General features: G+C 53.8%; 19 protein-coding genes. 4 read left to right on the forward strand and 15 right to left on the reverse strand.

All coding sequences use genetic code 11. The features are described 5' to 3' along the window. Positions 1 to 69: 69 nt before the first annotated feature. A complete protein-coding gene (htpG, locus tag G565_RS0103835) occupies positions 70 to 1,980 on the reverse strand; it encodes a molecular chaperone HtpG (protein WP_028669776.1) in 1,911 nt (636 codons plus the stop codon). A 153-nt stretch (positions 1,981 to 2,133) separates the two neighbouring features. Here htpG and G565_RS0103840 point away from each other — a divergent pair, with 153 nt between their 5' ends. Next, complete coding sequence (locus G565_RS0103840) at positions 2,134 to 3,552, forward strand: MFS transporter (protein WP_342662964.1); 1,419 nt, start codon at positions 2,134 to 2,136, stop codon at positions 3,550 to 3,552. 43 nt (positions 3,553 to 3,595) lie between these two features. On the opposite strand, the gene G565_RS0103845 is transcribed toward G565_RS0103840, so the two are convergent. The 10 genes from G565_RS0103845 to sdhC form a co-directional block, all read right to left on the reverse strand. Continuing rightward, positions 3,596 to 4,327 (reverse strand): DUF599 domain-containing protein, encoded by a 732-nt coding sequence (locus tag G565_RS0103845; RefSeq protein WP_028669778.1) that lies wholly within the window; start codon positions 4,325 to 4,327, stop codon positions 3,596 to 3,598. Between the two features lie 149 nt (positions 4,328 to 4,476). After that, positions 4,477 to 5,349, reverse strand: coding sequence for a succinate--CoA ligase subunit alpha (gene sucD / locus G565_RS0103850; RefSeq protein ID WP_028669779.1), 873 nt, complete (start codon positions 5,347 to 5,349; stop codon positions 4,477 to 4,479). Continuing rightward, positions 5,346 to 6,515, reverse strand: coding sequence for an ADP-forming succinate--CoA ligase subunit beta (gene sucC, locus G565_RS0103855; RefSeq protein WP_028669780.1), 1,170 nt, complete (start codon positions 6,513 to 6,515; stop codon positions 5,346 to 5,348). The genes sucD and sucC overlap by 4 nt, the downstream gene beginning before the upstream one ends. 124 nt (positions 6,516 to 6,639) lie before the next feature. Then, positions 6,640 to 8,079, reverse strand: coding sequence for a dihydrolipoyl dehydrogenase (gene lpdA, locus G565_RS0103860; protein WP_028669781.1), 1,440 nt, complete (start codon positions 8,077 to 8,079; stop codon positions 6,640 to 6,642). Between the two features lie 103 nt (positions 8,080 to 8,182). Further along, complete coding sequence (gene odhB / locus G565_RS0103865; protein ID WP_028669782.1) at positions 8,183 to 9,493, reverse strand: 2-oxoglutarate dehydrogenase complex dihydrolipoyllysine-residue succinyltransferase; 1,311 nt, start codon at positions 9,491 to 9,493, stop codon at positions 8,183 to 8,185. Positions 9,494 to 9,523: 30 nt separating this feature from the next. Further along, positions 9,524 to 12,367 (reverse strand): 2-oxoglutarate dehydrogenase E1 component, encoded by a 2,844-nt coding sequence (locus G565_RS0103870; protein WP_028669783.1) that lies wholly within the window; start codon positions 12,365 to 12,367, stop codon positions 9,524 to 9,526. Between the two features lie 183 nt (positions 12,368 to 12,550). Beyond that, positions 12,551 to 13,258, reverse strand: coding sequence for a succinate dehydrogenase iron-sulfur subunit (locus G565_RS0103880; RefSeq protein ID WP_028669784.1), 708 nt, complete (start codon positions 13,256 to 13,258; stop codon positions 12,551 to 12,553). Positions 13,259 to 13,267: 9 nt separating this feature from the next. Further along, a complete protein-coding gene (gene sdhA, locus G565_RS0103885; RefSeq protein WP_028669785.1) occupies positions 13,268 to 15,040 on the reverse strand; it encodes a succinate dehydrogenase flavoprotein subunit in 1,773 nt (590 codons plus the stop codon). A gap of 3 nt (positions 15,041 to 15,043) precedes the next feature. After that, positions 15,044 to 15,379 carry a succinate dehydrogenase, hydrophobic membrane anchor protein gene (gene sdhD, locus G565_RS0103890; RefSeq protein ID WP_342662965.1) on the reverse strand — a complete coding sequence of 112 codons (336 nt, stop codon included), beginning with the start codon at positions 15,377 to 15,379 and terminating at the stop codon, positions 15,044 to 15,046. A 5-nt stretch (positions 15,380 to 15,384) separates the two neighbouring features. Beyond that, positions 15,385 to 15,759 (reverse strand): succinate dehydrogenase, cytochrome b556 subunit, encoded by a 375-nt coding sequence (gene sdhC, locus G565_RS0103895; protein WP_028669787.1) that lies wholly within the window; start codon positions 15,757 to 15,759, stop codon positions 15,385 to 15,387. Between the two features lie 450 nt (positions 15,760 to 16,209). On the opposite strand from sdhC, the gene gltA reads away from it, so the two are divergent. Beyond that, complete coding sequence (gene gltA / locus G565_RS0103900) at positions 16,210 to 17,487, forward strand: citrate synthase (protein WP_028669788.1); 1,278 nt, start codon at positions 16,210 to 16,212, stop codon at positions 17,485 to 17,487. Positions 17,488 to 17,597: 110 nt separating this feature from the next. Here the strand turns inward: gltA and topA are convergent, their stop codons facing one another. Then, positions 17,598 to 20,246, reverse strand: coding sequence for a type I DNA topoisomerase (topA, locus tag G565_RS0103905; protein WP_028669789.1), 2,649 nt, complete (start codon positions 20,244 to 20,246; stop codon positions 17,598 to 17,600). 220 nt (positions 20,247 to 20,466) lie between these two features. Between topA and G565_RS0103910 the strand changes: the two genes are divergently transcribed. Next, positions 20,467 to 21,249, forward strand: coding sequence for a hypothetical protein (locus tag G565_RS0103910; protein WP_157599993.1), 783 nt, complete (start codon positions 20,467 to 20,469; stop codon positions 21,247 to 21,249). On the opposite strand, the gene G565_RS26285 is transcribed toward G565_RS0103910, so the two are convergent. Then, a complete protein-coding gene (locus tag G565_RS26285) occupies positions 21,180 to 21,455 on the reverse strand; it encodes a DUF1653 domain-containing protein (RefSeq protein WP_084649212.1) in 276 nt (91 codons plus the stop codon). The genes G565_RS0103910 and G565_RS26285 overlap by 70 nt on opposite strands. 218 nt (positions 21,456 to 21,673) lie before the next feature. Between G565_RS26285 and G565_RS25770 the strand changes: the two genes are divergently transcribed. Next, entirely contained in the window at positions 21,674 to 22,342 is a 669-nt protein-coding gene (locus tag G565_RS25770; RefSeq protein ID WP_157599994.1) for a COG3904 family protein, read from the forward strand. Between the two features lie 121 nt (positions 22,343 to 22,463). Here the strand turns inward: G565_RS25770 and fadA are convergent, their stop codons facing one another. Further along, positions 22,464 to 23,639 carry an acetyl-CoA C-acyltransferase FadA gene (fadA, locus tag G565_RS0103925; protein WP_028669792.1) on the reverse strand — a complete coding sequence of 392 codons (1,176 nt, stop codon included), beginning with the start codon at positions 23,637 to 23,639 and terminating at the stop codon, positions 22,464 to 22,466. An 18-nt stretch (positions 23,640 to 23,657) separates the two neighbouring features. Continuing rightward, positions 23,658 to 25,802, reverse strand: coding sequence for a fatty acid oxidation complex subunit alpha FadB (gene fadB / locus G565_RS0103930; protein WP_028669793.1), 2,145 nt, complete (start codon positions 25,800 to 25,802; stop codon positions 23,658 to 23,660). Positions 25,803 to 25,957 lie beyond the last annotated feature (155 nt).

Genomic DNA, 25,957 nt, shown 5'->3' on the forward strand with positions numbered 1-25,957 from the left:
GTGGACCGTTGCCTTTAAGGAGTTCCAGAATCACCTTCTGTCACCCCATATCGGCCGTTGAAGCGTCGCTTAGCGAGAGAGGTCCAGCAACAGCTTATTCAACCGGCCCACAAAACCTGCGGCATCTTTAGGGTGTGACCCTTCTGCCAGGCGGGCCTGCTCAAGCAGAATATTCGCCAGATCCGCAAAACGATCTTCACTGACTTCCTGCTCAAGCCGTTGCACCAGCGGATGCTCCGGGTTCAGTTCAAAGATGGGCTTGGTCTCGGGCACGGCCTGACCGGCGGCTTCCATAATGCGACGCATCTGAGCCCCCATGTCGTTGTCACCCACCACAATACAGGCAGGTGATTCCACAAGGCGGTGAGTCATACGGACGTCTTCAACATCGCTTTCAAGCAGCGTTTTAAGACGCTCCAGTAACGGCTTGTGATCGTCGTTGGCCTTTTGCTGTGCCTCTTTCTCTGCTTCGGTTTCAACGCCACTTAAATCCAGTCCACCACGGGCGACATCGACCAGAGACTTACCGTCAAACTCGCGCAGATAACCCATTAGCCACTCGTCAATGCGGTCGCTCATCAACAGCACTTCAATGCCTTTCTTACGAAAGACTTCGAGGTGTGGGCTGTTTTTCGCAGTCTGGTGGCTGTCTGCGGCTACGTAGTAAATTTTATCCTGACCTTCCTTCATGCGGCCAACGTAGTCATCCAGCGATTGTGTCTGGGCAGCGTCACCGGTATGCGAGGTGGCAAAACGCAGCAACTTGGCAATCTTGTCATTATTACTGGCATCTTCTGCCGGCCCTTCTTTGAGCACCTGACCAAATTCATCCCAGAAAGCCTGATACCCCTCCGGGTCTTTCTTGGCAAGCTTGGACAGCATGTCCAGAACTCGCTTGGTCAGGGCTGTACGCATGGTGTCGATCGCGTCGTCACTCTGCAGGATCTCGCGACTGACGTTCAGGGGCAAATCGTTGGAGTCGACGATCCCCTTCGCAAAGCGCAGATACATTGGCAGGAACTGCTCTACGTCGTCCATGATGAAGACGCGTTGAACATAGAGTTTCAGGCCGCGAATGCGTTCGCGATTCCAGATGTCGTAGGGAGCTTTCTTGGGAATGTATAGCAAACTGGTGTAATCCAGCTTGCCTTCAACCTTGTTGTGACTCCAGGTCAGTGGATCGCCAAAATCATGCGAGATGTGACGGTACAACTCTTTGTATTCATCGTCAGAGATTTCACTGCGCGGACGCGTCCACAGGGCCTTGGCACTGTTGACGGTTTCCCATTCGACAGCCGAGTCCTCTGCTTTTTCCGCTTCCGGATCGTCGTAGCTTTCTTTCAGCATCTGCACCGGAATAGCAATGTGGTCCGAGTATTTCCGGATCAGGTTACGCAAGCGCCAGCCGTCGGCAAACTCCGTTTCTTCAGGTTTGAGATGCAGCACAATGCGCGTACCGCGTTGCGCCAAGGTCACCTCAGACAGGGAGAAGTCACCCTCGCCTTCACTGTGCCAGTGCACGCCGGCATCTTCCGGTGTGCCAGCACGACGGGAATAGACATCGACCGCGTTGGCAACGATGAACGATGAGTAGAACCCTACCCCGAACTGCCCGATCATCTGGCTGTCTTTGCGTTCATCGCCCGTCAGGTTTTTCAGAAAATCGGCAGTACCGGACTTGGCAATGGTGCCCAGGTTGGCGATGACATCGTCGCGCGTCATACCAACGCCGTTGTCGGTCAGCGTGACCGTACCGGCCTCTTTGTCATACTCGACGCGAATGGACAGATCACCGTCATCGCCCAATAAGGAATCGTCCTTCAGAGCCTGAAATCTCAATTTGTCACACGCGTCTGACGCATTGGAGATCAGCTCGCGCAGGAAAATCTCCTTGTTGGAATACAAGGAGTGGATCATCAAATGCAGAAGTTGCTTGACTTCTGTCTGAAAACTGAGCGTTTCTTGTTGGGTTTCAGACATGGAATTCACCTCAAATCAAAGACTTAGCCTATAGTCCCCTCTATCTATGGGCCTTGTGTTGCATTTCAAGCGCTGGCGCTATCATTTACCAGCCCGGACTTTCTTCACTGCCTGCTCTGGTGCACACTGAGCGTGAAAATCGGGCGGTTTGTTGTGCTGTATAACCTTACCGGCATAGCCAAGCCCCAGAGCTCGTCTACAAAACAAGGAAGCACCCCCAGGATGTCGACACCTACACCCCTCGCGCCCGTTCGCAAACGCGAAATCTTTGGATGGGCCATGTATGACTTCGCCAACAGCAGTTACACCACGGTCGTCGTCAGCTTTATCTACAGTGCTTTTTTCATTTCCTACATTGTTCCACCCGAGCTTGACCACCTGAAAAACACTTTTTGGGCAGCCAGCGTGGCCATTTCAACAGGTATTGCCATCATCCTGGCACCATTGGTAGGTGTGATCTGTGATTACAGCGGTCGCAAAAAACGGTATCTGGCTTGGTGCACCTGGGTCTCGGTATTGGCTACCGGTGGGTTGTATTTCGTGGAACCCGGTTCCGTCTGGCTGGGCATGGCGTTTCTCATTTGCAGCAACACTGCCTGGATGCTGTCGGAAAGCTTCATCGCCAGTTTTCTGACCGAGCTTGCCAGCAAAGACAACATGGGTCGCATCTCCGGCATTGGCTGGGGCATCGGATACATCGGTGGCCTGCTGAGCTTGCTGATCATCATTGTTGTGGTCACTGAAAGCGCCGATTCAAATCTGGGGGCTTACATAGACCAGAACCAACTGGCCATGGTCGTGGTGGCCTTGTTCTATGGCCTGGGCGCCCTACCCACCTTTTTGTTCGTCAAAGAACGAGCGGTACCTCAGCCTGAGTTTGAACATGCCCGCATGTCAGTATTAATCAAAGCAGCCGGTGCACGGCTATTGGCAATGCGCAGTATCATTGCCGACTACCCGGTTTTGTTTCGGTTTTTCATCGCCTTTATGGTCTACATGGCTGGTGTCTCGGTTGTCGTCAAATTCTTTGGCATTTACGCTCAGGAAGAGATTGGCATTCGGGGCACTGAATTGTTGATCATTGGCGCAACTTTACAAATAGCCTCAATGATCGGGGCCATCGGCTTTGGCTTTATTGAAGATTCTCTGGGCTCCAAGAACACCTTGGTTCTGACTCTCGGCTGGTGGCTGACCGGACTGCTGGGCATCTACTACCTCGATGCTCTGGTCGCAATGACAGGCCTGACGCAGTCGACCCTCTTTGTTGCGATCGCCTTTATCGCCGGCAGTGCTATGGGTGCCACGCAAAGCGCCAGTCGCGCCGTGGTTGGGCTCCTGGCTAGCCCACGGGATTCGGCATTGCTGTTTGGGCTATGGGGTACATTTGGCCGGTTTGCCATCATCATCGGCATGACGTTCGGCCCGATTTCAGATGCCGTTGGCCGACAACAAGCCTTGCTGATCATCATGCTCTACTTTATTGCCGGTGGAATCCTGCTGATGCGAATCCCCTTGCGTGAGGCTATTCAGGATCAGCGCTCTTTGCCTGCCGAAACCGCGCCAACCTCATAAAGCTGACAATACCCGGCCCTGCACTGCAGGACCGGCCACTCATTTAGTCATCAGCACGTTTGCTCAACGCAATGTCCTGGTTGGGATCCAGCCCTCTGGCCCTGACCAGCTCCTTCAGCGTAGTACTGCGAAACTCCCTGCGGTAGAGCACGCCAATAATGACGCTGGTCAGAACCACAAACCACAAAGGCCCGAGAAACCAGCCGATAACCGCCAGGCTAAAATACACCGCCCGCAAACCCAGATTGAACTGCTTCCCCGCCAGATCCATTACTTTGGCGGTATGAACGGAAAAATCTTTCTTGACGGAATCGGCAATGGTTTCACTTGGAGTGGGCGCCGAACCAATCATGACCGACAGAAAACCAAACTGACGCATGCTCCAGGTGAAACTGAGGAAGGCGTAGACATATATCGCAACCAAAACGCCAACCTTTGCCTCCCAGAGTGCTTTGGTACCGGGTTGTACAAAAGAGATGTCATTGAGCAAGCGGACAACCTGCTCAGACGCCGCCAATACGGTAATGAGACCCGCCACCACAAACAGGCAGCTGGACGCGAAAAAAGCCGAGTTACGTTCCAGGTTCCCCACCGCCGACATATCGGCCACCCGGTTTTCACGTCGTAATAGCCGATGCATCCAATCCACTCTGAAGTGATGCATAATCGACGACAAGCTGTGCCTGCGCTTGGCTTCGCGGGATGCGTAACGGGTATAAACCACCCAACTGGTGAAAAACACCAGCAACGACAACCAATCCAATAAATGTAACATGCCCTTTCTGCCCTTAATGGTCGTGTCCGTAACGTCAAACACAGTTTAGCCTAACGCCCCCGACCTGACTGCCGACTTATTCTCACCCAATAAAAAAGGCAGCCTCAGCTGCCTTTTGAGAAAATCGCTGCTACCAGCGATGATCAGACTTACCAGCCAGTGACTTCTTTCAAAGCATCACCGATTTGCGCCAGAGAACGAACGGTTTTAACACCGGCGTCTTCCAAAGCAGCAAACTTCTCATCGGCAGTGCCTTTACCACCGGCGATGATCGCGCCAGCGTGACCCATGCGCTTGCCGGCAGGTGCCGTTACACCCGCGATGTAAGAAACAACCGGCTTGGACACATTGGCCTTGATGTAAGCTGCGGCTTCTTCCTCAGCTGTACCACCAATCTCACCAATCATCACGATAGCTTCAGTCGCCGGATCTTTCTCGAACATTTCCAGAATGTCGATAAAGTTGGAACCCGGAATAGGATCGCCACCGATACCCACACAGGTAGACTGGCCAAACCCATGGTCAGTTGTCTGCTTGACCGCTTCATAGGTCAGGGTACCTGAACGCGACACGATACCGACTTTACCAGGCTGGTGAATATGGCCTGGCATGATGCCGATTTTGCATTCTCCCGGTGTAATCACACCCGGGCAATTCGGGCCAATCATACGCACGCCCTTGCGGTCGACGTATTCCTTGGCAACCAGCATGTCCAGCGTCGGAATGCCTTCGGTGATGCACACGACCAGCTCAACACCACTGTCGACGGCTTCAATAATGGCATCCAAGCAAAACGGAGCCGGAACGTAGATCACAGAAGCCGTTGCGCCAGTTGCTTCAACCGCTTCACGGGCGGTGTTGAAGACTGGCAGACCCAGATGCGTAGTACCGCCTTTACCCGGAGAAACGCCGCCGACCATCTGCGTACCGTACTCGATGGCCTGTTCACTGTGAAAAGTACCCTGAGAACCGGTAAAACCCTGGCAGATAACCTTGGTGTTCTTATCGATCAATACGCTCATGCTGCACCTCCAGCTGCTTGAACCACTTTCTCAGCAGCGTCAGTCAGCGAAGTGGCTGCAATGATGTTCAGGCCACTGTCGGCCAGTTTTTTGGTACCCAATTCTGCATTGTTGCCTTCAAGACGAACAACGACGGGAACTTTAACGCCCACTTCTTCGACCGCGCCAATGATGCCTTCGGCAATCATGTCGCAGCGAACAATGCCACCAAAGATGTTGACGAAAACCGCTTTGACCGAGGTATCGGACAAGATGATTTTAAACGCTTCAGCAACACGCTCTTTGGTTGCACCGCCGCCCACATCCAGGAAGTTGGCTGGCTGACCACCGCTCAATTTGACGATGTCCATGGTGCCCATCGCCAGACCGGCGCCATTGACCATGCAGCCAATGTTACCGTCCAGAGCTACGTAGTTAAGCTCCCAGGCGGCCGCTTGCGCTTCGCGCTCGTCTTCCTGTGAAGGGTCGCGCATGTCAGAGATTTGTTTCTGACGGAACAGTGCATTGCTGTCGACGCCAATTTTAGCGTCCAGGCAGTGCAAATTGCCTTCGTCGGTTATGACCAGCGGGTTCACTTCAATCAGTGCCAGGTCTTTGTCGACAAACAATTTGGCCAGACCCAGAAAGATCTTGGTGAACTGCTTGACCTGCTCGCCTTTAAGACCGAGCTGAAATGCCACATCGCGCGCCTGGAATGGCTGAGCGCCAACCAGTGGGTCGACCACAACGCGCAGAATTTTCTCGGGCGTTTCTTCAGCGACGGTCTCGATGTCGACGCCACCTTCGGTCGATGCCATAAACACGACACGACGGCTGCCGCGGTCAACAACGGCACTGAGGTACAACTCATTGGCAATATCGGTGCAGGTTTCAACCAGAATCTTGCTGACTGGCTGACCCTTTTCATCGGTCTGGAAGGTCACCAGATTCTGACCCAACCACTTTTCAGCGAAGGCGCGAATCTCTTCGTCGGTTTTGACCAGCTTTACACCACCAGCCTTGCCCCGGCCACCCGCGTGCACCTGAGCCTTGACCACCCACATGCTACCCCCGATCTTTTTAGCGGCTGCTACCGCTTCTTCAGGCGTATCACAGGCAAAGCCATCGGATACTGGCAGACCGTACTCTTTGAACAGCTGCTTCGATTGATACTCGTGTAGGTTCATCGTTCTTTCCGTTCTGTGAACTCGAGTGTTTGGGAGAATTTTTTGTTCTAGTGGGTTTCACCCGCAAGGCACTCTGATTAGCGAATAAAGAAACCGGGAGCAATCTCCCGGTAACTTTCTATAATCAACGCTTTTTGCGATTGACCTTGTGAATTGCCATATTATCTACAGCCAATGCTGCTTCGTGAACCGCTTCCGAATTAGTCGGGTGAGCGAAACAGGTCAGCTGCAAATCTTCTGCGCTGGAGGCAAACTCCATCGCGATAACGCCCTGAGCGATCATCTCTGACGCGCCCGATGCGAATATATGCATACCCAGAATACGGTCGGTTTTAGCATCGGCGATGATCTTGACCTGTCCGTCGGTAGCATTTTGTGCCATGGCACGACCAATAGCGGCCATGGAGAAAGAACCCACTTTATAGTCGACTCCTTCCGATTTAAGTTGCTCTTCGGTTTTGCCAACCCAGGCAATTTCAGGGTGGGTATAAATGACGTTTGGAATGGTGTCGTAGTTCATCTGAGCGTTATGCCCGGCGATTATTTCCGCTACCATCAGACCTTCTTCAGAGCCTTTATGAGCCAGCATTGGGCCGCGTACCACGTCACCAATGGCGTAAACACCTGGCACCGTTGACCGGCACTGATCGTCAACCTGAACAAACCCGCGCTCATCCAGAGAAACGCCACAGCCCTTGTCGAGGCAGCCTTCTGTATAGGGGCGACGACCCACTGCAACAATCAACTTGTCGAAGGTTTCTTTTTTCTCGCCTTCGCTGTCTTCAAAGGTCACTTCAACCTTGTTCTTCTTCACATCAGAGCCGGTTACGCGCGCACCAAGGCGAACATCGAGACCTGCTTTCTTGGTAAAGAACTTAAAGGCATCTTTGGCGATGGCCTGGTCAGCAGCGGGCAGGAACGTATCCATCGCTTCCAATACGACCACTTCCGAACCCAGACGTTTCCACACCGACCCAAGTTCCAAACCAATGACGCCGGCACCAATAACGCCGAGTTTCTTCGGTACGGCCGAGAATTCCAGCGCACCTTCAGAATCGACAATGGTGTCGCCATTGGTAGGTGTGGGCGGGATCTCGATAGGAATGGAACCCGTCGCCAGAATGACGTTCTTGGCTTCAAGTGTTTCGACCTTGCCATCGTGCAGAGTTACTTCAACGACCTTGTTGGCCTTGAGCATGCCCTTGCCTTCAAAGGTCGTTACGCCGTTACCTTTTAACAAACCGGCGACACCACCGGTGAGCTTGCCAACGATGTCTTCCTTGCGCTTTAGCATGGTTTTAACGTCAACTTTCAGTTCTTTCAGACTGAAGCCATGCAAAGAAAAGTCGTGCTGAGCTTCGTGAAATTTTTCTGAGGATTCAAGCAATGCCTTTGAAGGAATGCAACCAACGTTCAGGCACGTTCCGCCGTAGGACGGTTTTTCATCTTTGGTCAGCCATTTTTCGACAATGGCCGCTTTCAAACCCAGTTGTGCCGCCTTGATGGCGGCTACATAGCCACCCGGACCTGAGCCGATAACCACTACATCAAATTGTTGTGCCATATTTTCTGACCCTTCTATTAACTGTTAGTGATGGCAGCAGCATCGCGGCTGCCCTTCCTAATCGTGTCTCGATACGCGTCTGTTCAAAGAGCGATCGCTGTAGTTACAGCTCGAGCAGAATACGCGCCGGATCTTCCAGCATGTCTTTAATGGCAACCAGGTATTGAACCGCTTCTTTACCATCAATCAGTCGGTGGTCGTAGGATAACGCCAGATACATCATCGGCAGAATCTTCACCTCACCATTCACTGCCATCGGACGTTCCTGGATTTTATGCATACCCAGAATAGCGGTTTGTGGCGGATTCAGGATCGGCGTCGACAACAAGGATCCGAACACACCACCGTTGGTGATGGTAAAGGTACCACCCTGCATGTCTTCCAGACCCAGCTTGCCCGATTGCGCCTTCGCTCCAAATTCCCGGATGGTGCTTTCAATGGTCGCCAGGCTCATCTGTTCAGTATCACGCAATACCGGTACAACCAGGCCACGGTCACTGGAAACGGCAACACCAATGTCGTAGTAACCGTGGTACACGATGTCATCGCCATCGATGGAGGCGTTGACATCCGGGAAGCGACGCAGCGCTTCGGTCGCGGCCTTGATGAAGAACGACATGAAGCCCAGGCGAGTGCCGTTGTGAGCATTCTGGAATTCTTCTTTGTATTTGGAACGCAGATCCATGATCGGTTTCATGTTGACTTCGTTGAACGTCGTCAGCATCGCCGTGCTGTTTTTGGCTTCGAGCAGACGCTCGGCAACCCGCTTGCGCAACCGGGTCATCGGCACCCGCTTTTCAGAACGCTCACCAGGCTGAGTGGCGATGCCGGCAGAAGACGTGCTTTGGCTTTGTGGCATCATGCCAGGCATGCTATTGGAGGGTGCTTCAGCCGGGCTCGACTTGGCACTGCTTTCCACCGCGTTAGTGACGTCTTCCTTGGTAATGCGTCCACCCTTACCAGTACCTGTAATATCCTGAGCAGTCAGGTTATGGTCGTCAGCCAGGCGACGGGCTGCCGGGCTCATAGCGGCATCGGGATCGCCTTTACCGGACTCGGATGACGCCGAGGCGTCGTCTTTTTTGGAAGACGCTTTGGCGCTATCTTTGTTGCCAGCATCGTCTTTTTTCGCATCACCACTGTCTTTCTTGCCAGAATCTGCATCACCGCCACCGGCACCCGCTTCGAAATAGCCAATCACTTCCTGGCTTTCGACCGTGTCGCCTTCATTCTTGGTGATTTCCTTGATTGCGCCGTCTGCCGGTGCGACCACTTCCAGTACGACTTTGTCCGTTTCAATGTCGACGATCAGCTCATCACGCGATACAGCCTCGCCTGGCTGTTTGTGCCAGGTAGCAACGGTACCGTCAGCGACGGACTCTGGAAACTGGGGAGCTTTAATTTCTGTAGCCATGTATTGGGTCCTTAGTCGGTTAGCCGTCGATCATTGATCAAGCAAAATTGCTTCATTAAGGAATTTTTCAAGTTGCTCAAGGTGCAGTGCCATGTACCCGGCCGCCGGAGACGCTGATGCTTCACGTCCGGCATAGCTCAGATGCAGCTTGGGATTAACCCGTTGCAATGCCTTGCGCATGTGGTGTTGACTGGAGTACCAGGCGCCCTGATTCATCGGCTCCTCCTGACTCCAGATCACCTCTTTAAGCTTTGGATAAGCCAGCAGGGTTTCATACAGCCGGTCTTCCGGGAACGGGTATAACTGTTCGATCCGGACAATAGCGACATTGGTGGCTGATTCCTTGGCACGCTTTTCCGTCAGGTCGTAATACACCTTGCCGGAGCAAAGCACGACCCGGGTAACCTTCTTCGGATCAATGTTGCTGTCGACTTCCGGTATCACTGTCTGGAAACTGCCATTTGACAGTTCTTCCAGGCTGGATACGGCGTCTTTATGGCGCAGCAAGCTCTTTGGCGACATGACAACCAACGGCTTGCGCAGGTTTCGTCGTGCCTGACGACGCAGCATGTGAAACACCTGTGCCGGTGTCGTCGGCATGCAGACCTGGATATTCTGTTCGGCGCACATTTGCAAAAAGCGCTCCAGACGGGCCGAAGAATGCTCGGGCCCCTGCCCTTCATACCCGTGCGGCAACAGCATGACCAGGCCACAGAGCCTTCCCCACTTGTGCTCACCAGACGTAATAAACTGGTCTATTACTACCTGGGCACCGTTGGCGAAATCGCCAAACTGGGCTTCCCAGATAACCAGGGAGTTGGGCGTCGTCGTTGAATAACCGTATTCAAAGGCAACGACTGCCTCTTCAGACAGGAAAGAGTCAAAGACTTCAAAACTCGGTTGATCATCCGACAGATGGGCCAACGGTGTATAGGTACTGCCATCTTTCTGGTTGTGCAAGACGGCATGACGGTGCACAAAGGTACCGCGACCGGAATCCTGGCCGGTCATCCGTACCGGATGTCCGTCCTTGATCAGCGTAGCGTAGGCCAGCATCTCGGCCATGCCCCAGTTGATGGGCAGTGCACCCTTGGCCATTTTGGCCCGGTCTTCAAGTATCTTGTTGACCTGACGCTGCAGTGGAAAACCCTCCGGCAGCGTGTTCATCTGATTGGCCAGATCCTGCAGTTCTTTCAGCGGGTAGCTTGAATCATAATCATCGACTACCGGCTGATTCAAATAAGGCGACCAGTCAACAAACAGGGTTTTGTTCGGTTCTTTAACCAGCGATTTAACGACATGTTCGCCATTATCAAGCAAATCCCGGTATTCATCGGCGATTGCCTTCGCATCCGACTCAGTGATCACGTCCTGCTCGATCAGAGATTCGATGTACAGAGCCAGCGATGTTTTACGGCTGCGAATCGCCTGGTACATCATCGGCTGGGTCATGGCCGGCTCATCCGCCTCATTGTGACCACGACGGCGATAGCAAACCAGGTCGATTACCACGTCTTTCTTGAACTGCTGGCGGTAATCTACGGCAACCTGAGTGGCAAACACGACCGCTTCCGGGTCGTCACCATTCACGTGCAAGATGGGCGCCTGAACCATTTTGGCGATGTCAGTACAGTATTCGGTCGAACGCGCATCTTCGCGCTTGGACGTAGTAAAGCCAACCTGGTTGTTGATGATGACGTGAACGGTCCCGCCGGTATGGAATGCCCGAGTCTGGGACATCTGGAAGGTTTCCATCACAACACCCTGGCCTGCGAAAGACGCATCGCCATGAATGTTTACCGGAACGACCTGATCTCGTGAGGTGTCATTGCGACGATCCTGGCGGGCACGAACCGACCCTTCAACCACCGGAGAAACGATCTCAAGATGCGATGGGTTGAAGGCCAAAGCCAGGTGCACTTCGCCGCCTTCGGTCATGACGTTCGACGAAAAACCCTGGTGATATTTAACGTCACCGGAGCCCTGATCCAGGAACGACTTGCCTTCAAATTCCTGAAACAGCTCAGAGGGGTTCTTACCAAGGATATTGACCAGCATGTTAAGTCGACCGCGGTGGGCCATGCCAATCACAATTTCCTTGGCGCCGTAGCTGCCACTGCGCTGAATCAGTTCATCCATCAGCGGAACCAGTGTTTCACCGCCTTCCAACCCGAAGCGCTTGGTCCCCGGGTATTTGGAGCCCAGAAACTTTTCAAGCCCCTCAGACGCGGTCAGCCGCTCCAGGATGTGCTTGCGCGCCTGTGGCGAGTAGTCCGGTTTGGATCGAACCGATTCAATGCGCTGCTCGATCCAGCGACGCTTAGCAGTATCAACAATATGGGTGAACTCAGTGCCAATGGACGAGCAATAAGTTTGCTCCAGCGCCGTAACGATGTCTTTCAGCGGTGCCTCTGCCTTGCCTATATAGAGGTTTCCACATTGAAAAATGGTGTCTTCGTCTGCGGCTGAAAGCCCGTGGTATTGCAACTCAAGATCCGGAACGTCACCGCGCACAGCGATTCCGAGCGGGTCGAGCTTGGCTTTCTGATGACCCCGAAACCGATAAGCGGTCGCCAACTGATGCACCTGAACTTGCTTGCGCTCGTGCTCGGTTACGATACTGGGTGCCAGGGTATTGGCCGCGACGTTGCGGGATTTGCCGAGAAGCAGGAAGTGATCACGAACCGGGGCGTGGGGTGTGTCGGTCGTGACTTTATCGTTGATGTTGGGGAGTTTGTCGAACACCGCGCGCCATTGCTCGGTGACGGAATTGGGGTCAGCCAGATAGGCTTCGAACATTTCATCAAGGTAGGCTTGGTTACCGCCCGATAGATGGGATGTAGACCAAAGTTCCTCCATGGTGCCGTTTTGCATTGCTTGAACCCTGTTTGTTCAATACCGCGGAGAATAATGATGCCAAATGACATCGGCTCAATTTTCATCACTCAAATGCGCCCGGCCGACCCGAAAAACAACCAGCTGATCGCAAAACGCCCCGATATCTGTCGATACCGGGGTGCAACCGCAGAGTGAAGCGGTTGTTCTAATACACTGTGATCAGGTCGCGTTGGCCAACAGCATAGACCGGATATGACCGATCGCACGCGTTGGATTCAACCCTTTGGGGCACACACTGACACAATTCATGATACCACGGCAACGGAAGACACTGAACGGATCGTCCAGTTCCGCCAGGCGATCAGCCGTCGCAGTGTCCCGGCTGTCGGCCAAAAACCGATAAGCTTGCAGCAATCCGGCCGGTCCGACAAATTTCTCCGGGTTCCACCAGAACGACGGACAAGAGGTTGAGCAGCATGCGCACAGGATGCATTCGTACAGGCCGTCCAGCTTTTCCCGGTCTTCCGGGCTTTGCAGCCGCTCTATGCCGGGCGCAGGCTGATCATTGATCAGGAAAGGCTTGATTTTTTCGTACTGCTTGTAGAAGACACTCATGTCGACCACCAGATCACGAATGACCGGCAGGCCCGGCAATGGACGCACCACCAGTTTGTCCCGGCCGCCCTTCACTTCTGACAGGGGTGTGATGCAACCGAGGCCGTTCTTGCCATTGATGTTCAGGCCGTCTGAACCACAGACGCCTTCACGGCAGGAGCGACGATAGGATACCGAGGAGTCCTGTTCTTTAACCAGATTCAGAACATCCAGAACCATCAGGTCCTTGTCTGCAGGGACATCGATGTCGTAATCCTGCATATAAGGTTTCTTGTCGGTTTCCGGATTGTAGCGATACAGGCTGACTTTCATACAACGCTCCTAGTAAGTCCGGATTTTAGGCTGGAAGGTATCAACAGTCTTCGGTGTAAAATTCACCGCCCGCTTGCTGATCACTTTTTCGCCTGGCTTGAAGATGGAATGGCACAGCCAGTTTTCATCATCGCGTACCTGGAAATCTTCGCGAGCGTGGGCTCCGCGGCTTTCAGTGCGCTGCTCTGCTGATACGGCAGTGGCTTCGGCTACTTCCAACAAATTGGCCAGTTCAAGTGCCTCGATCCTGGCGGTGTTGAAAGCCCGGCTCTTGTCATCCAGAGCGATATTTTCCACACGCTTGCGAATCTCGGCCAGTTTGGCCAGGCCTTCACCCATGCTCTTGCCTTCGCGAAATACACCAAAGTGCAGTTGCATGCAGTTTTGCAGATCTTTTTTGACGTCGGCGACTTTTTCGGTTCCCTTGCCGCTATCCAGCGCATCCAGGCGTGCCATCGCACGCTCGATGTCGGCCTCACTTGCGGCACTGGTTTCAAAGCCTTCGCGCAGGGTCTTCTCGATCTGCATGCCCGCAGACCGACCGAAGACCACCAGATCCAGCAAGGAGTTACCACCGAGACGGTTGGCACCATGAACGGAGACGCAAGCCGCTTCACCGCAGGCATAAAGCCCGTCGATCACATGATCCTTGCCATCTTCGTCAATAGACAGGGCCTGGCCGCCAATGTTGGTCGGAATACCGCCCATCATGTAATGACAGGTTGGCACTACGGGGATGGGCTCTTTCGCCGGGTCCACGTGAGCAAACGTTTTGGACAGCTCGACGATACCGGGTAGGCGGCTTTGCAACAGCTCTTCCCCCAGATGGTCCAGTTTCAGGAACACGTGGTCCCCTTCCGGACCGCCCCCGCGACCTTCCAGCAACTCCAGAATCATGGAACGGGCCACGACATCGCGACCGGCCAGGTCTTTGGCATTGGGTGCGTAGCGCTCCATGAACCGCTCGCCGTCTTTATTGATCAGATAACCGCCTTCACCCCGGCAACCTTCGGTCACCAGTGTACCCGCACCATAAATGCCGGTCGGGTGGAACTGCCACATTTCCATGTCCTGCACCGGGAAGCCTGCACGCAGAGCCATACCGATACCGTCGCCGGTATTGATCAGGGCGTTGGTAGTGGACGCGTAAATCCGCCCGGCACCACCGGTTGCCAGAACCGTCGCCTTGGATTGGATGTGAACGGTTTCGCCGGTCTCGATATCAATGGCAACAACACCTACGACAGCGTTGCTTTCGTTGGTAACCAGATCAACCGCATACCACTCGTTCAAAAAGCTGGTGCCGGCTTTCAAATTACCCTGATACAGGGTGTGCAGCAGCGCATGACCGGTACGGTCAGCAGCGGCACAGGTACGGGAAGCCTGACCACCCTCGCCAAAGTTCTTCGATTGACCACCAAAGGGACGCTGGTAGATACGGCCATTTTCAAATCGAGAAAATGGCAGGCCCATGTGGTCCAGCTCGAATACTGCCTGAGGGCCGACAGAGCACATGTACTCAATGGCATCCTGATCACCGATATAGTCAGACCCTTTTACGGTGTCGTACATGTGCCAACGCCAGTCGTCATCGGGATCGGCACTGGCGATTGCACAGGTAATACCACCCTGGGCTGATACCGTGTGCGACCGAGTCGGAAACACTTTGGAGATGACAGCCGTATTAAGTCCGGACTCAGCCAGCTGCAGGGCAGCCCTCAGGCCCGAACCACCACCACCGATTACGATGGCGTCATAGGTCATTGTCTTGATGTTAGCCATGCTTTATACACCCCAAACAGCGGTAACACCGGTAACCAGATACACAAAGGCGGTTACCGCAATCACACAGAGAAAGAAGAAGCGAACCCAGGTGTTTTTCAGGTAGTCGGTAGCAACCGTCCACATTCCGATCCAGATGTGCCCGACCAGAGCCAGCAAGGTGGCCAGAGTGAATAACTTGACCCAGAACAGTGAAAACAGGTGTTCCCACTCATCATAGCCCAAATCCGGATTCGCAAAGAAAACACCCAGGATGAACAGTGTATAAAGCGCCAGCAATACGGCTGAAACGCGTTGCACCAGCCAGTCAGAAAGCCCACTACGGGTTAGATTCGTCACGCTTTTTACCATACCCAAACCCCCATCAATAGGATCACAACAACAGACAGGACGAGGCTGATTTTGGTTGCCAGCGGCCCCCCTTCTTTTGTTTCAGCGAAACCGGCATCCATGATCAAATGCTTGATTCCGGCAAACAGGTGGTAAATCACCAGTGACAAAATGCCCCAGGTGATTAGTTTGGCGAGAGGGTGAGTCATGACGGCAACGGTCTGGTCAAATCCCTGGCGGGACTCAAGGCTCAGGCTCAAAGCCCAGACTAGAAAGCCCACGGCGACAAACAGCATGACGCCGGTGATCCGGTGCAGAATCGACGCTATGGCGGTGATCGGCTGACGGATTGTCGCCAGATCGAGGTTTTTCGGTCGGTGATCTTTCACGGCAGTACACTCTTCTTATGGTGCGAACCCCTGAACCGGGGTGTTTGGAGTTGTTGGACGATTCAGCCCAACCCCGAAATGCGGCGGAATTATAGAGACCGTCGAACACAATTACAAATGAACACGCCCTTCATCAGCCCGCCTGATCCGGGATTCATTAGCGGTCGCTATTGTATCTATTGACAAAAAGATTCCACTTCGACTTTAGGGGGAGGCATCGTTTTTTGACTTGGGTGCGTAAAACTGAAGTCAAATTGACAATCCCGACCAAGGCTCTATAGTTGGCCGCGATTTTAAACTCTGAGTCACAACTGTATCATCCGGCGTAGTTGCAGCTAAACACCTTACTGCTCAGACACGCCGCACGGGCCCGCTATAGAGGCCCGGCACGATTCACCCCATCCGGCGCCTATAGCCTGGCGCCTAACACTGCTTTTAAGAGGAGGCCTCATGACTGACAAGACAGCCAAGTTGGTCATCGAAGGACACGACCCGATTGAACTGCCGATTTACTCCGGCACTCTGGGTCAGGATGTTGTAGACGTGCGGTCACTGACCACACACGGCCTGTTTACCTATGATCCGGGCTTTGTCTCAACCGCGTCCTGCGAATCTGAAATCACCTTTATTGATGGTGAAAAAGGTGTGTTATTGCACCGGGGCTACCCTATCGATCAGTTGGCCAATAATGCCGACTATCTCGATGTGTGTTACCTGCTGTTGTATGGCGAACTGCCGGACAACAACCAGAAAGGCGAGTTTAAAAACGTCATCATGCACCACACCATGGTGCACGAGCAGATGCATGAGTTCTTCCAGGGCTTTCGCCGCGACTCACACCCCATGGCGATCATGGTAGGCGTGGTCGGGGCACTGTCAGCCTTTTATCACGACTCACTCGATATCAGTAACGACCACCACCGGGAAGTCGCAGCCCACCGTCTGATCTCCAAAATGCCGACCCTGGCTGCCATGACCTATAAGTACTCAATGGGTCAGCCCTTCATGTACCCGCGGAACGATCTGTCCTACGGTGGCAACTTCCTGCACATGATGTTCAGCACCCCGGCCGAGGAATATACGGTTAATCCGGTGCTGGCACGTGCCATGGACAAGATTTTCACGCTCCATGCCGACCACGAACAGAACGCGTCCACGTCGACTGTTCGGCTGGCGGGCTCTTCGGGCGCCAACCCCTTTGCTTGCATTGCAGCCGGCATAGCGGCTCTGTGGGGCCCCGCTCATGGCGGCGCCAACGAAGCCGTACTGAACATGCTGGAAGAAATCGGTGACGAAGCCAATATCGAAGAGTTCATCAAGCGCGCCAAGGACAAGGACGATCCGTTCCGGCTGATGGGCTTTGGCCACCGCGTTTATAAGAACTACGACCCGCGCGCCAAGGTGATGAAAGCCACGTGCGATGAAGTACTGGGCGAGTTGGGCATCAACAACGATCCGTTGCTGAAAATCGCCATGCGACTGGAAAAAATCGCGCTTGAAGACCCCTACTTCGTCGAGAAAAAGCTGTATCCCAACGTCGATTTCTATTCAGGCATTATCTTCAAGGCGCTCGGCATCCCGAACGACATGTTTACCGTTCTGTTCGCCGTCGGCCGCACGCCGGGCTGGATCGCCCACTGGAAAGAAATGATCAGCGGCAGCTACCGCATCGGCCGGCCACGCCAGCTCTATAAGGGTCACACCCAGCGGGACTTCCCCAGCAACTGAATGTTCCCTCAGTGGAACACAGCGATAAAAAAACCGGCAACTGCCGGTTTTTTTTTGGATTACTTGAAGTCCTGCAACCCAGCCACTCAAGGCCGGGTTGAGGGCCCGATTCAGGCCTTGGCCGCTTTGCCAGCCTTTTCTTCAACCACCCAGCGCTTACCCTGGTAAAAAGCCTTCCACCCAGAGGCCTTGCCATCCTCATTTTCAGTCATGACATACTGCTCTTTGGTCTTGCGACTGAAACGAATAACCGTGGATCGGCCTTCCCCGTCCTTTTTCGGGGCTTTGGTCAGATAGGCGTATTTCTCCGGCAATTCATCAGCATGGGCAACCAACTCTTTCACCAGTGGCGGTCGGGTTTCCCGGTTTTTCGGAAATTGACTCGCCGCCAGAAACAACCCTGCAGCGCCATCACGCAGCACATAGGTATCATCCACTTTCAGGCACTTCAATTCCGGCATCGGAATCGGATCCATCTTCGGTGGCGCGGCTTCACCATTGCGCAGTAACTTGCGGGTGTTTTTGCAGTCTTCGTTGGTGCAACCGAAGTATTTACCGAAACGACCACTTTTTAGCTGCATTTCCGAGCCACACTTGTCGCATTCCAGTGTGGGGCCATCGTACCCTTTAATCTTGTACTGGCCTTTTTCGACCTTAAAGCCGGTACAGTCCGGGTTATTGCCACAAATATGCAGCTTGCGCCCCTCATCGATCAGATAACTGTCCATGGCGGTGCCGCATTTATCACATCGCTCTTTGTGGCGCAGTGCCTGAGCTTCGGCTTCATCGTCATCTTCCAGATCAAGCACTTCTTCGCCGGGAATCAGGTTCAGCGTACCCTTGCAACGTTCCTTGGGGGGCAGGCTGTAGCCTGAACAGCCAAGAAACACGCCCGTGGTTCCGGTACGAATCATCATGGGACGACCACATTTGGGGCATTCAATGTCCGTCAGGGTCGGTTCATTGGACCGCATTCCGTCCTGATCAGACTCGGCCTGATCCAGTTGACGGGTAAAATCGTCATAAAAACTGTCAAGTACCTGCTTCCAGGTACGCTCACCGGTGGCAATATCGTCCAGGTACTCTTCCAGACGTGCCGTGAACTGATACTGCATCAGATCCTTGAACGACTCAGTCAACCGATCGGTCACAATGTCGCCAATCTTTTCTGCAAAGAAACGGCGACTGACCAGGCGCACATACCCGCGTTCCTGGATCGTTGAAATAATGGACGCATAGGTGGATGGTCGGCCAATACCCTGCTTCTCAAGCTCTTTGACCAGCGATGCTTCCGTGAAGCGCGCAGGGGGCTTGGTAAAGTGCTGCCGGGGTTCCAGCGCAATCAGCGCCAATGCATCGTTTACCTTCAAATCCGGCAGCTCAATGGCGTCATCACCCTTGGTGACCTGAGTCATGACCCGGGTATAGCCGTCGAATACCAGCACCCTGCCCTTGGCTCTGAGCTCATAGTCACCTGTAGCGACTGTTAACACCGTGCTCTTGTACTTGGCCGGCATCATCTGGCAAGCCACAAAACGTTGCCAGATCAACTCATAGAGCCGCTGAGCGTCGCGTTCCATATCAGACAGGTCAGCACTCTTGCGAGCCACATAGGACGGTCGAATCGCTTCGTGCGCTTCCTGAGCGCCTTCACGACTGCCATAGGTTACGGGCTTTTCAGGCAAATACTGTTCGCCATACTGATCCGCGATGTAATCGCGTGCCGACGCGACCGCCTCCTGACTCAGGTTGGTGGAGTCGGTACGCATGTAGGTAATGTGTCCGGCTTCATAGAGACGCTGCGCCATCGTCATCGTCTTTTTCACCGTATAACCCAGGCGCGTACTGGCCGCTTGCTGCAACGTTGAGGTTATAAAGGGCGGAGCTGCTTTCGACGATGTCGGCTTGTCTTCCCGGTCGGTGATGCGCAGCGCTGCATCGCGCAAGCGCTCAACGTGCTCATCGCTCTGGCTTTTGTTGACCGGGCGGTACTTGTCGCCCAAATAACGGGCCACTTCAAAGCGAACCTCAGCGTCGTTGGCAGACCGGGTCTGAACGTGCAGATCCCAGAACTCTTCCGGGTTAAACGCCCGAATTTCCCGTTCCCGCTCAACAATCAGACGCACCGCAACCGACTGAACCCGACCTGCGCTCAGGCCTCTCGCTACCTTGGCCCAAAGCAGGGGCGACACCATAAAACCCACGACGCGATCGAGAAAGCGTCGTGCCTGTTGCGCGTTAACGCGATTCAGGTCGAGCTCGCCCGGGCGCTCAAAGGCCTCATTAATGGCTTTTTTGGTGATTTCGTTAAAAACCACACGACGGTATTTTTCAGGAGCCAGACCGATACTTTCCTGCAAATGCCAGGCGATGGCCTCCCCCTCGCGGTCCAAATCCGTCGCGAGATAGACGGTATCGGCGGTTTTGGCCAGCCGGCGCAGTTCGTCAACGACCTTTTCCTTACCAGGAAGCACCTGATACTGAGCAGCCCAGCCGTTACCCGGATCGATGCCCATGCGAGCGACAAGTTGCTCTTTGGCTTTCTGTTTTTTATGTATCGCTTTCTTTTCAGGCGACATTTTGCGTGTTTCAGCTGCCTGACGGGCACGCGCCTTGGCGTCTACCGGCTTGGCCTGGCCACTGGTGGGCAGGTCACGGATGTGCCCGACCGAGGACTTGACGATAAAGTCATTTCCCAGATATTTATTGATCGTTTTGGCTTTTGCGGGTGATTCGACAATGACCAGAGATTTACCCATGCGCTATAATTCCGCCTGTTGCTTCCTTTTATATACTTAGCTTACGAACCCGGGGGAACGCAAGCGGCGCAGACGTATAAACTGTTTGACCCCTTAAGGTCAAGTCTCAGCTGCGCAGCGAGGAACCGGTGCCTGCAGGGTTCACCAGGTGAACTCCACTGCCCATTCAGCGCCGTACTATGCACGAAGCCGGCCACAGCGTACAGGCCGGAAAGTGTCATTGACCGTTGTCATTCGACCACAGTATACCGTTCAGGAGCGTTTCAGAGTGTCGTTATTCGCCGTATTATTCATGCTACTGATGATCGCACTGATCGTTGGTGGCCTGTACATGAGCCGGGTTGCTACCCAGAGAGAACAGGAAGCTCTGGCAATAAAAGCTCGACTTCGTCAACTTCGCGCCCAGCAAACGCAGTATGAAGAACTCTTTTCAACGCTGATGATCTATGATCGCGACCCGGATTTACTGTACCTGATCCAACAGAACCTGGCGGAGGAGTCGGAGAATCTGCTGGCTATAGACCCTACCAATCAGGACTCTCAGAGAGACGTGGCCTATTACCAGTCGCTGGCTGAGGACATCGGTAGCCTGGGCGACAAAGCTCATCAGCCGGAAATTCCGTCCAGCGACCGGCAAATCAACCTGATGAAACGACACTTTGGCAGGGCAATGAAATGGGTCAGAACGTTGAATGCCCGCGGATTGATTTCCGAGATCGACAGTCATGAACATCTGGCTCGTCTGAACCGAAACAGCCTGATGTTGGAGGTAGAAGCCTATAAACGCCAGGGGCTAGAGGCCCGTGATCAAAACGACCTGTCCGCCGCATCGTCCTTCTACAAACACGCAAAGGACTTGCTGATCCACAGCGACATTCAGATCAACGACAAATCACAGCAGATCAAAAAGATCTCCCGGTTAATCTCAGGCCTTTACGATTCAACAATGGGGGAAGACACTTCCGCAGCCAGTGACAGCCAGTCGGCCTCAACCAGGGATTGAATCCGCTCAAAACGTGGCAACTCTTCGCCATCGATCGTAACGGTTTCCAAAAACATCGCCAACGGTCGCACCCAGAGACTGTGGTCTCCGTATAAACACTGGTAGACCACAAGATGTTCATCGGTTTCACTGTGCCGGCTTACACCGATAACGCGATAGCGGTTACCCTTGTAGTGCCGATAGATGCCCGCTGTGGGGTATTTCATTGTGCTCTCCTGCTGGTGGCAGACGCAAAAGACGACCGGGCCGACAAGCAACCAGCGTTGCCTTGCGCGTCGGCCACATCTTTTCTATATTTCCATCAGACTGATAATCGTTTCAAATCAGACACTCACTGGCTACCGACTGTTCAATGATTGCATTCATTCAGGCCCTGGCGACACAGTCAGTGTACCGCGGTCGCCATCCAACCAGGTGGATTCTCATGAACGACCGCCCCTGGCAAGACAATCGACTTCACTGGCTGGTAATACCCATCGTCACCACCCTGGTCGGCCTGGTATGTTTCGCGTTGCTGGCCGCCGTCGCTGCCAACGCCCTCAAAGGCAACTCGCCCGATGACGAGCGGCTTCCCAGATATGACCTGGCGTTGTCGCACAGCGGCAAACTCATCCACCTGACAGGGTACATAGATTTTGGCGTCACTCAAGCGCTCGCCACCCTCCTGGCACAAGAGGATCAGGCCACGCACCTTCGATTGCAAAGCCAGGGCGGGCTAATTGCCGAGGCAAGAGGCCTGGTCAGGCTTGTTGAAGAATTCGGTCTGACTACCTCGGCTTCCGGTGATTGCGCGTCAGCGTGCACCCTGGTCTTCATCGCAGGCCAAACACGATATCTGGAGCCTGAAGCCCGCCTTGGCTTTCACCGGTACGCACAGCAGTCACCGGTCATGGAGTTCCTGATGAAACAAGACCCGGTAGTGGAGCAGCAAAGAGATCTGAATCTGTTTCGGCGCGTTGACGTGGACGAAGCGTTTCTGGCTCGAATCATGGAAACCTCACACCAGCAAATGTGGTATCCGACCATCAGTGAGCTGTTTTCTTCGGGCGTTGTCAATGCTCTCGGATTGCCCGATGCGACGCTGGGCCCCTAACCGGTTAAACCACAATCACAAAAAAACCGGCTTGATTTTCACCAAGCCGGCTCTTAACACATCAGCGTCAGTTACCTCGACCTGCCCGTCAACAAAGCGACGACAGGCTTCAGACGTTTACTTAGACGCGTTCAATGACCGTACTGATACCCTGCCCCAGACCAATACACATGGTCGACAAGCCAAACTGACCATCGTTCTGTTCCATCACGTTCAGCAAGGTGCCGGTAATACGCGCACCGGAACAACCGAACGGGTGACCCAGCGCGATCGCACCACCGTGTAAGTTGACTTTGTCATCCATTTTCTCGAGCAGTTTCAGGTCTTTCAGGACCGGCAATGCCTGGGCGGCAAAGGCTTCATTGAGCTCGACATAATCAATGTCTTCAATGGTCATGCCCAGTTTCTTCAACACTTTCTTGGTTGCCGGTACCGGTCCGTAACCCATGATCGACGGATCCACACCGGCCAGGCTCATGCCCCGGACCACGGCTCGCGGCTTAAGCCCCAATGCCTTGGCTTTGCGATAAGACATCACCACCATTGCAGACGCACCATCAGTGATCTGGCTCGAAGTACCCGCAGTCACTGTCCCTGCTTTGGGATCAAAAGCCGGGCGCAATGATGCCAAGCCTTCCAGTGTTGTCTCCGGACGAATGGTTTCATCATGCTTCATCAGGTAGGGGTTGCCATCGGCATCGTGCGCTGTGCGGGCCAGGATTTCATTGTCGAAATTGCCCGCCTGGGTAGCTTCGTGCGCCTTCATGTGCGACCGCAGACCAAACTGGTCCTGCTGTTCACGGCCGATGCCATGCATCTTTGACAGCAATTCGGCGGTTAGCCCCATCATGCCTGATGCCTTTGCCGCTTTTTGCGACAACATCGGGTTAGGGTCAACACCGTGCATCATGTCGACGTGGCCCATGTGCTCAACACCACCGATGACATAGATGTCGCCGTTGTCAGACTGGATATTGGCCGTCGCAATGTGCAACGCCGACATCGATGACCCACACAAACGACTGACCGTTTGCGCCGGTACCGTATGCGGAATATCGGTCAGCAATTGCATCATGCGGGCCACGTTCCAGCCCTGCTCTTTGGTCTGGTTCACACAGCCCCAGATAATGTCATCGATGTCGGCCGGGTTAAGGGCTTCATTGCGCGCAAGCAAACCGTTTACCAGATCGGCACTCAGGTTTTCCGCACGGGTAAAACGGTGACTGCCACCTTTGCTACGGCCCATGGGGGTGCGCGCGAAGTCGACGATTACTGCATCATTGTCTCGAATAGTCATGGTTGCTGTTCTCCCGTCTTAACCGTAAAAGGTCTGGCCATTTTTAGCCATGTCGCGCAGTTTGTCAGTCGGCTCGTAGAGCTTGCCCAAGTCCGAATAGCGATCACACATTTCAACAAAAGCGGCGACACCGATGTCATCAATGTATTGCAAGGCGCCGCCGCGGAACGGTGGGAAACCAATACCGTAAACCAAGCCCATATCCGCCTCAGCGGCGGTATTGACGATACCATCTTCAAGGCATCGCACCGTTTCCAGACACATCGGTATCATCAACCGGTTAATCATGTCGTCTTCCGAAATATCATTCTCGGAGGCACGCACACTGGCCACCAGTTCATGGGCTTTTTCGTCTGAGACTTTCTTCGGCTTGCCTTTCTTGTCGATTTCGTAGCGGTAAAAACCAACGCCGTTTTTCTGACCAAAACGCTCTTCGGCGTACATAACATCCATGGCCGACTTGAAGTCCTGCTTCATGCGTTCCGGGAAGCCATCGGCCATCACGGCCTGGGCGTGAACACCGGTGTCAATACCAACGACGTCCATCAGATAAGCCGGGCCCATCGGCCAGCCGAACTTTTCCATGACCTTATCGACGTCTTCAAAATTCGCACCGTCACGCAGCATCATGGCAAAACCGCCGAAATACGGAAACAGAATGCGGTTTACCAGAAAGCCCGGGCAGTCATTAACGACAATGGGGGTTTTGCCCATCTTTTGCGCGTAAGCGACAACCGTCGCAATGGTCTCATCGCTGGTCTTTTCACCGCGAATCACCTCAACCAGTGGCATACGATGCACCGGGTTGAAAAAGTGCATACCGCAAAACTGTTCCGGCTTTTTCAGTGCGGTTGCCAATTCGGTAATGGAGATGGTCGATGTGTTCGACGCGAGAATGGCATCATCCCGCAATTGACCTTCTGCCTCCGCAAGTACCGCTTTTTTGACCTTGACGTTTTCGACGACCGCTTCAACAACAACATCAACGTCACCGAAATCACCGTATGACAAGGTCGGACGAATGCGATTGAGCGTCTGCGCCATTCCCCGGACATCCAGCTTCTTGCGCTCCACCTGCTTGCTGAGCAGTTTGGCGGCCTCATCAAGACCCAGCTGAAGACCAGACTCGGCGATGTCTTTCATCATAATCGGAGTGCCTTTACTGGCGCTCTGATAGGCAATACCACCGCCCATGATACCTGCGCCCAGAACACCGGCCTTGCTGACGTCCTTGGACTGTTTAATATGGTCTTTGGCGATCTTCTTGATTTTCTGATCGTTCAAAAACAAGCCGATCAGGTTTTTGGCCACTGGCGTTTTTGCCATCTTGGCAAACCCTTTTGCCTCAATGGCAATGGCCTTGTCGCGGTCAAAATTGGCGTGCTTCTGGATGGTCTTCACAGCTTCAACCGGTGCCGGATAATGTCGACCGGCCTTGCCAGCGATAAAGCCTTTGGCCGTTTCAAACACCATCATGCTCTCGATGTTATTCAACTGCAGCTTGCCTTGTTTGGCCTGGCGACGGTTCTGGTAATCGACCTCACCAGAGATCAGGCGTTCAAGCAGTGCCAGGGCGGTATCGTGCAGGGCATCCGGCTCGGTGACGACATCTACCGCTCCATCAGTCAATGCTGCATCCGGGCGTTTTTCACTGCCTGATGCGATCCACTCAATGGCGTTATCGGCACCGATGATCCGCGACAGTCGAACCGTACCGCCAAATCCCGGGAAAATACCGAGTTTGACTTCTGGCAGGCCGACCTTGGCTTTGGTCGACATGACGCGATAATCCGCCGACAAACACATTTCAAAGCCGCCACCGAGCGCGAGGCCGTTAATGGCCACAACGGTGGGCATAGCCAGGTCTTCAAAGGCACTGAAAATCTCATTTGCGGCAAGAATGTCGCCGATAATGCCGTCTTCGTCCTTATCGAACCATTGCAGGAATTCGGTGATGTCTGCACCAACGATAAAGCTGTCTTTGGCACTGCTGACCAAGACCCCTTTGGCATCACTGGCGGCAATGGCAGCGGTCGCCTCAGCCAGTTCCTTTAACGTGGCCTGATCGAACTTGTTGACCGACTCACCCTGCAAATCGAAGACGAGTTCGGCGACGCCGTTCTGCAATGCCTCGACGGTTATGCCTTTACCCTGATAAATCATGGAAGCTCTCCGTTTTTTGTCTCGAATAGGGCCAAAAACCCACCCGTATCGCTGTCTACTGTATTTGAATTATGGGCCTGAATCGCTTGAATCAAACACAAGTTTCAAACGACTGTTTGATTGTGGCTCATACGATAGACACTGGCGACAAGATG

It is taken from the genome of Saccharospirillum impatiens DSM 12546 (assembly GCF_000423605.1).
Lineage (GTDB): Bacteria > Pseudomonadota > Gammaproteobacteria > Pseudomonadales > Natronospirillaceae > Saccharospirillum > Saccharospirillum impatiens.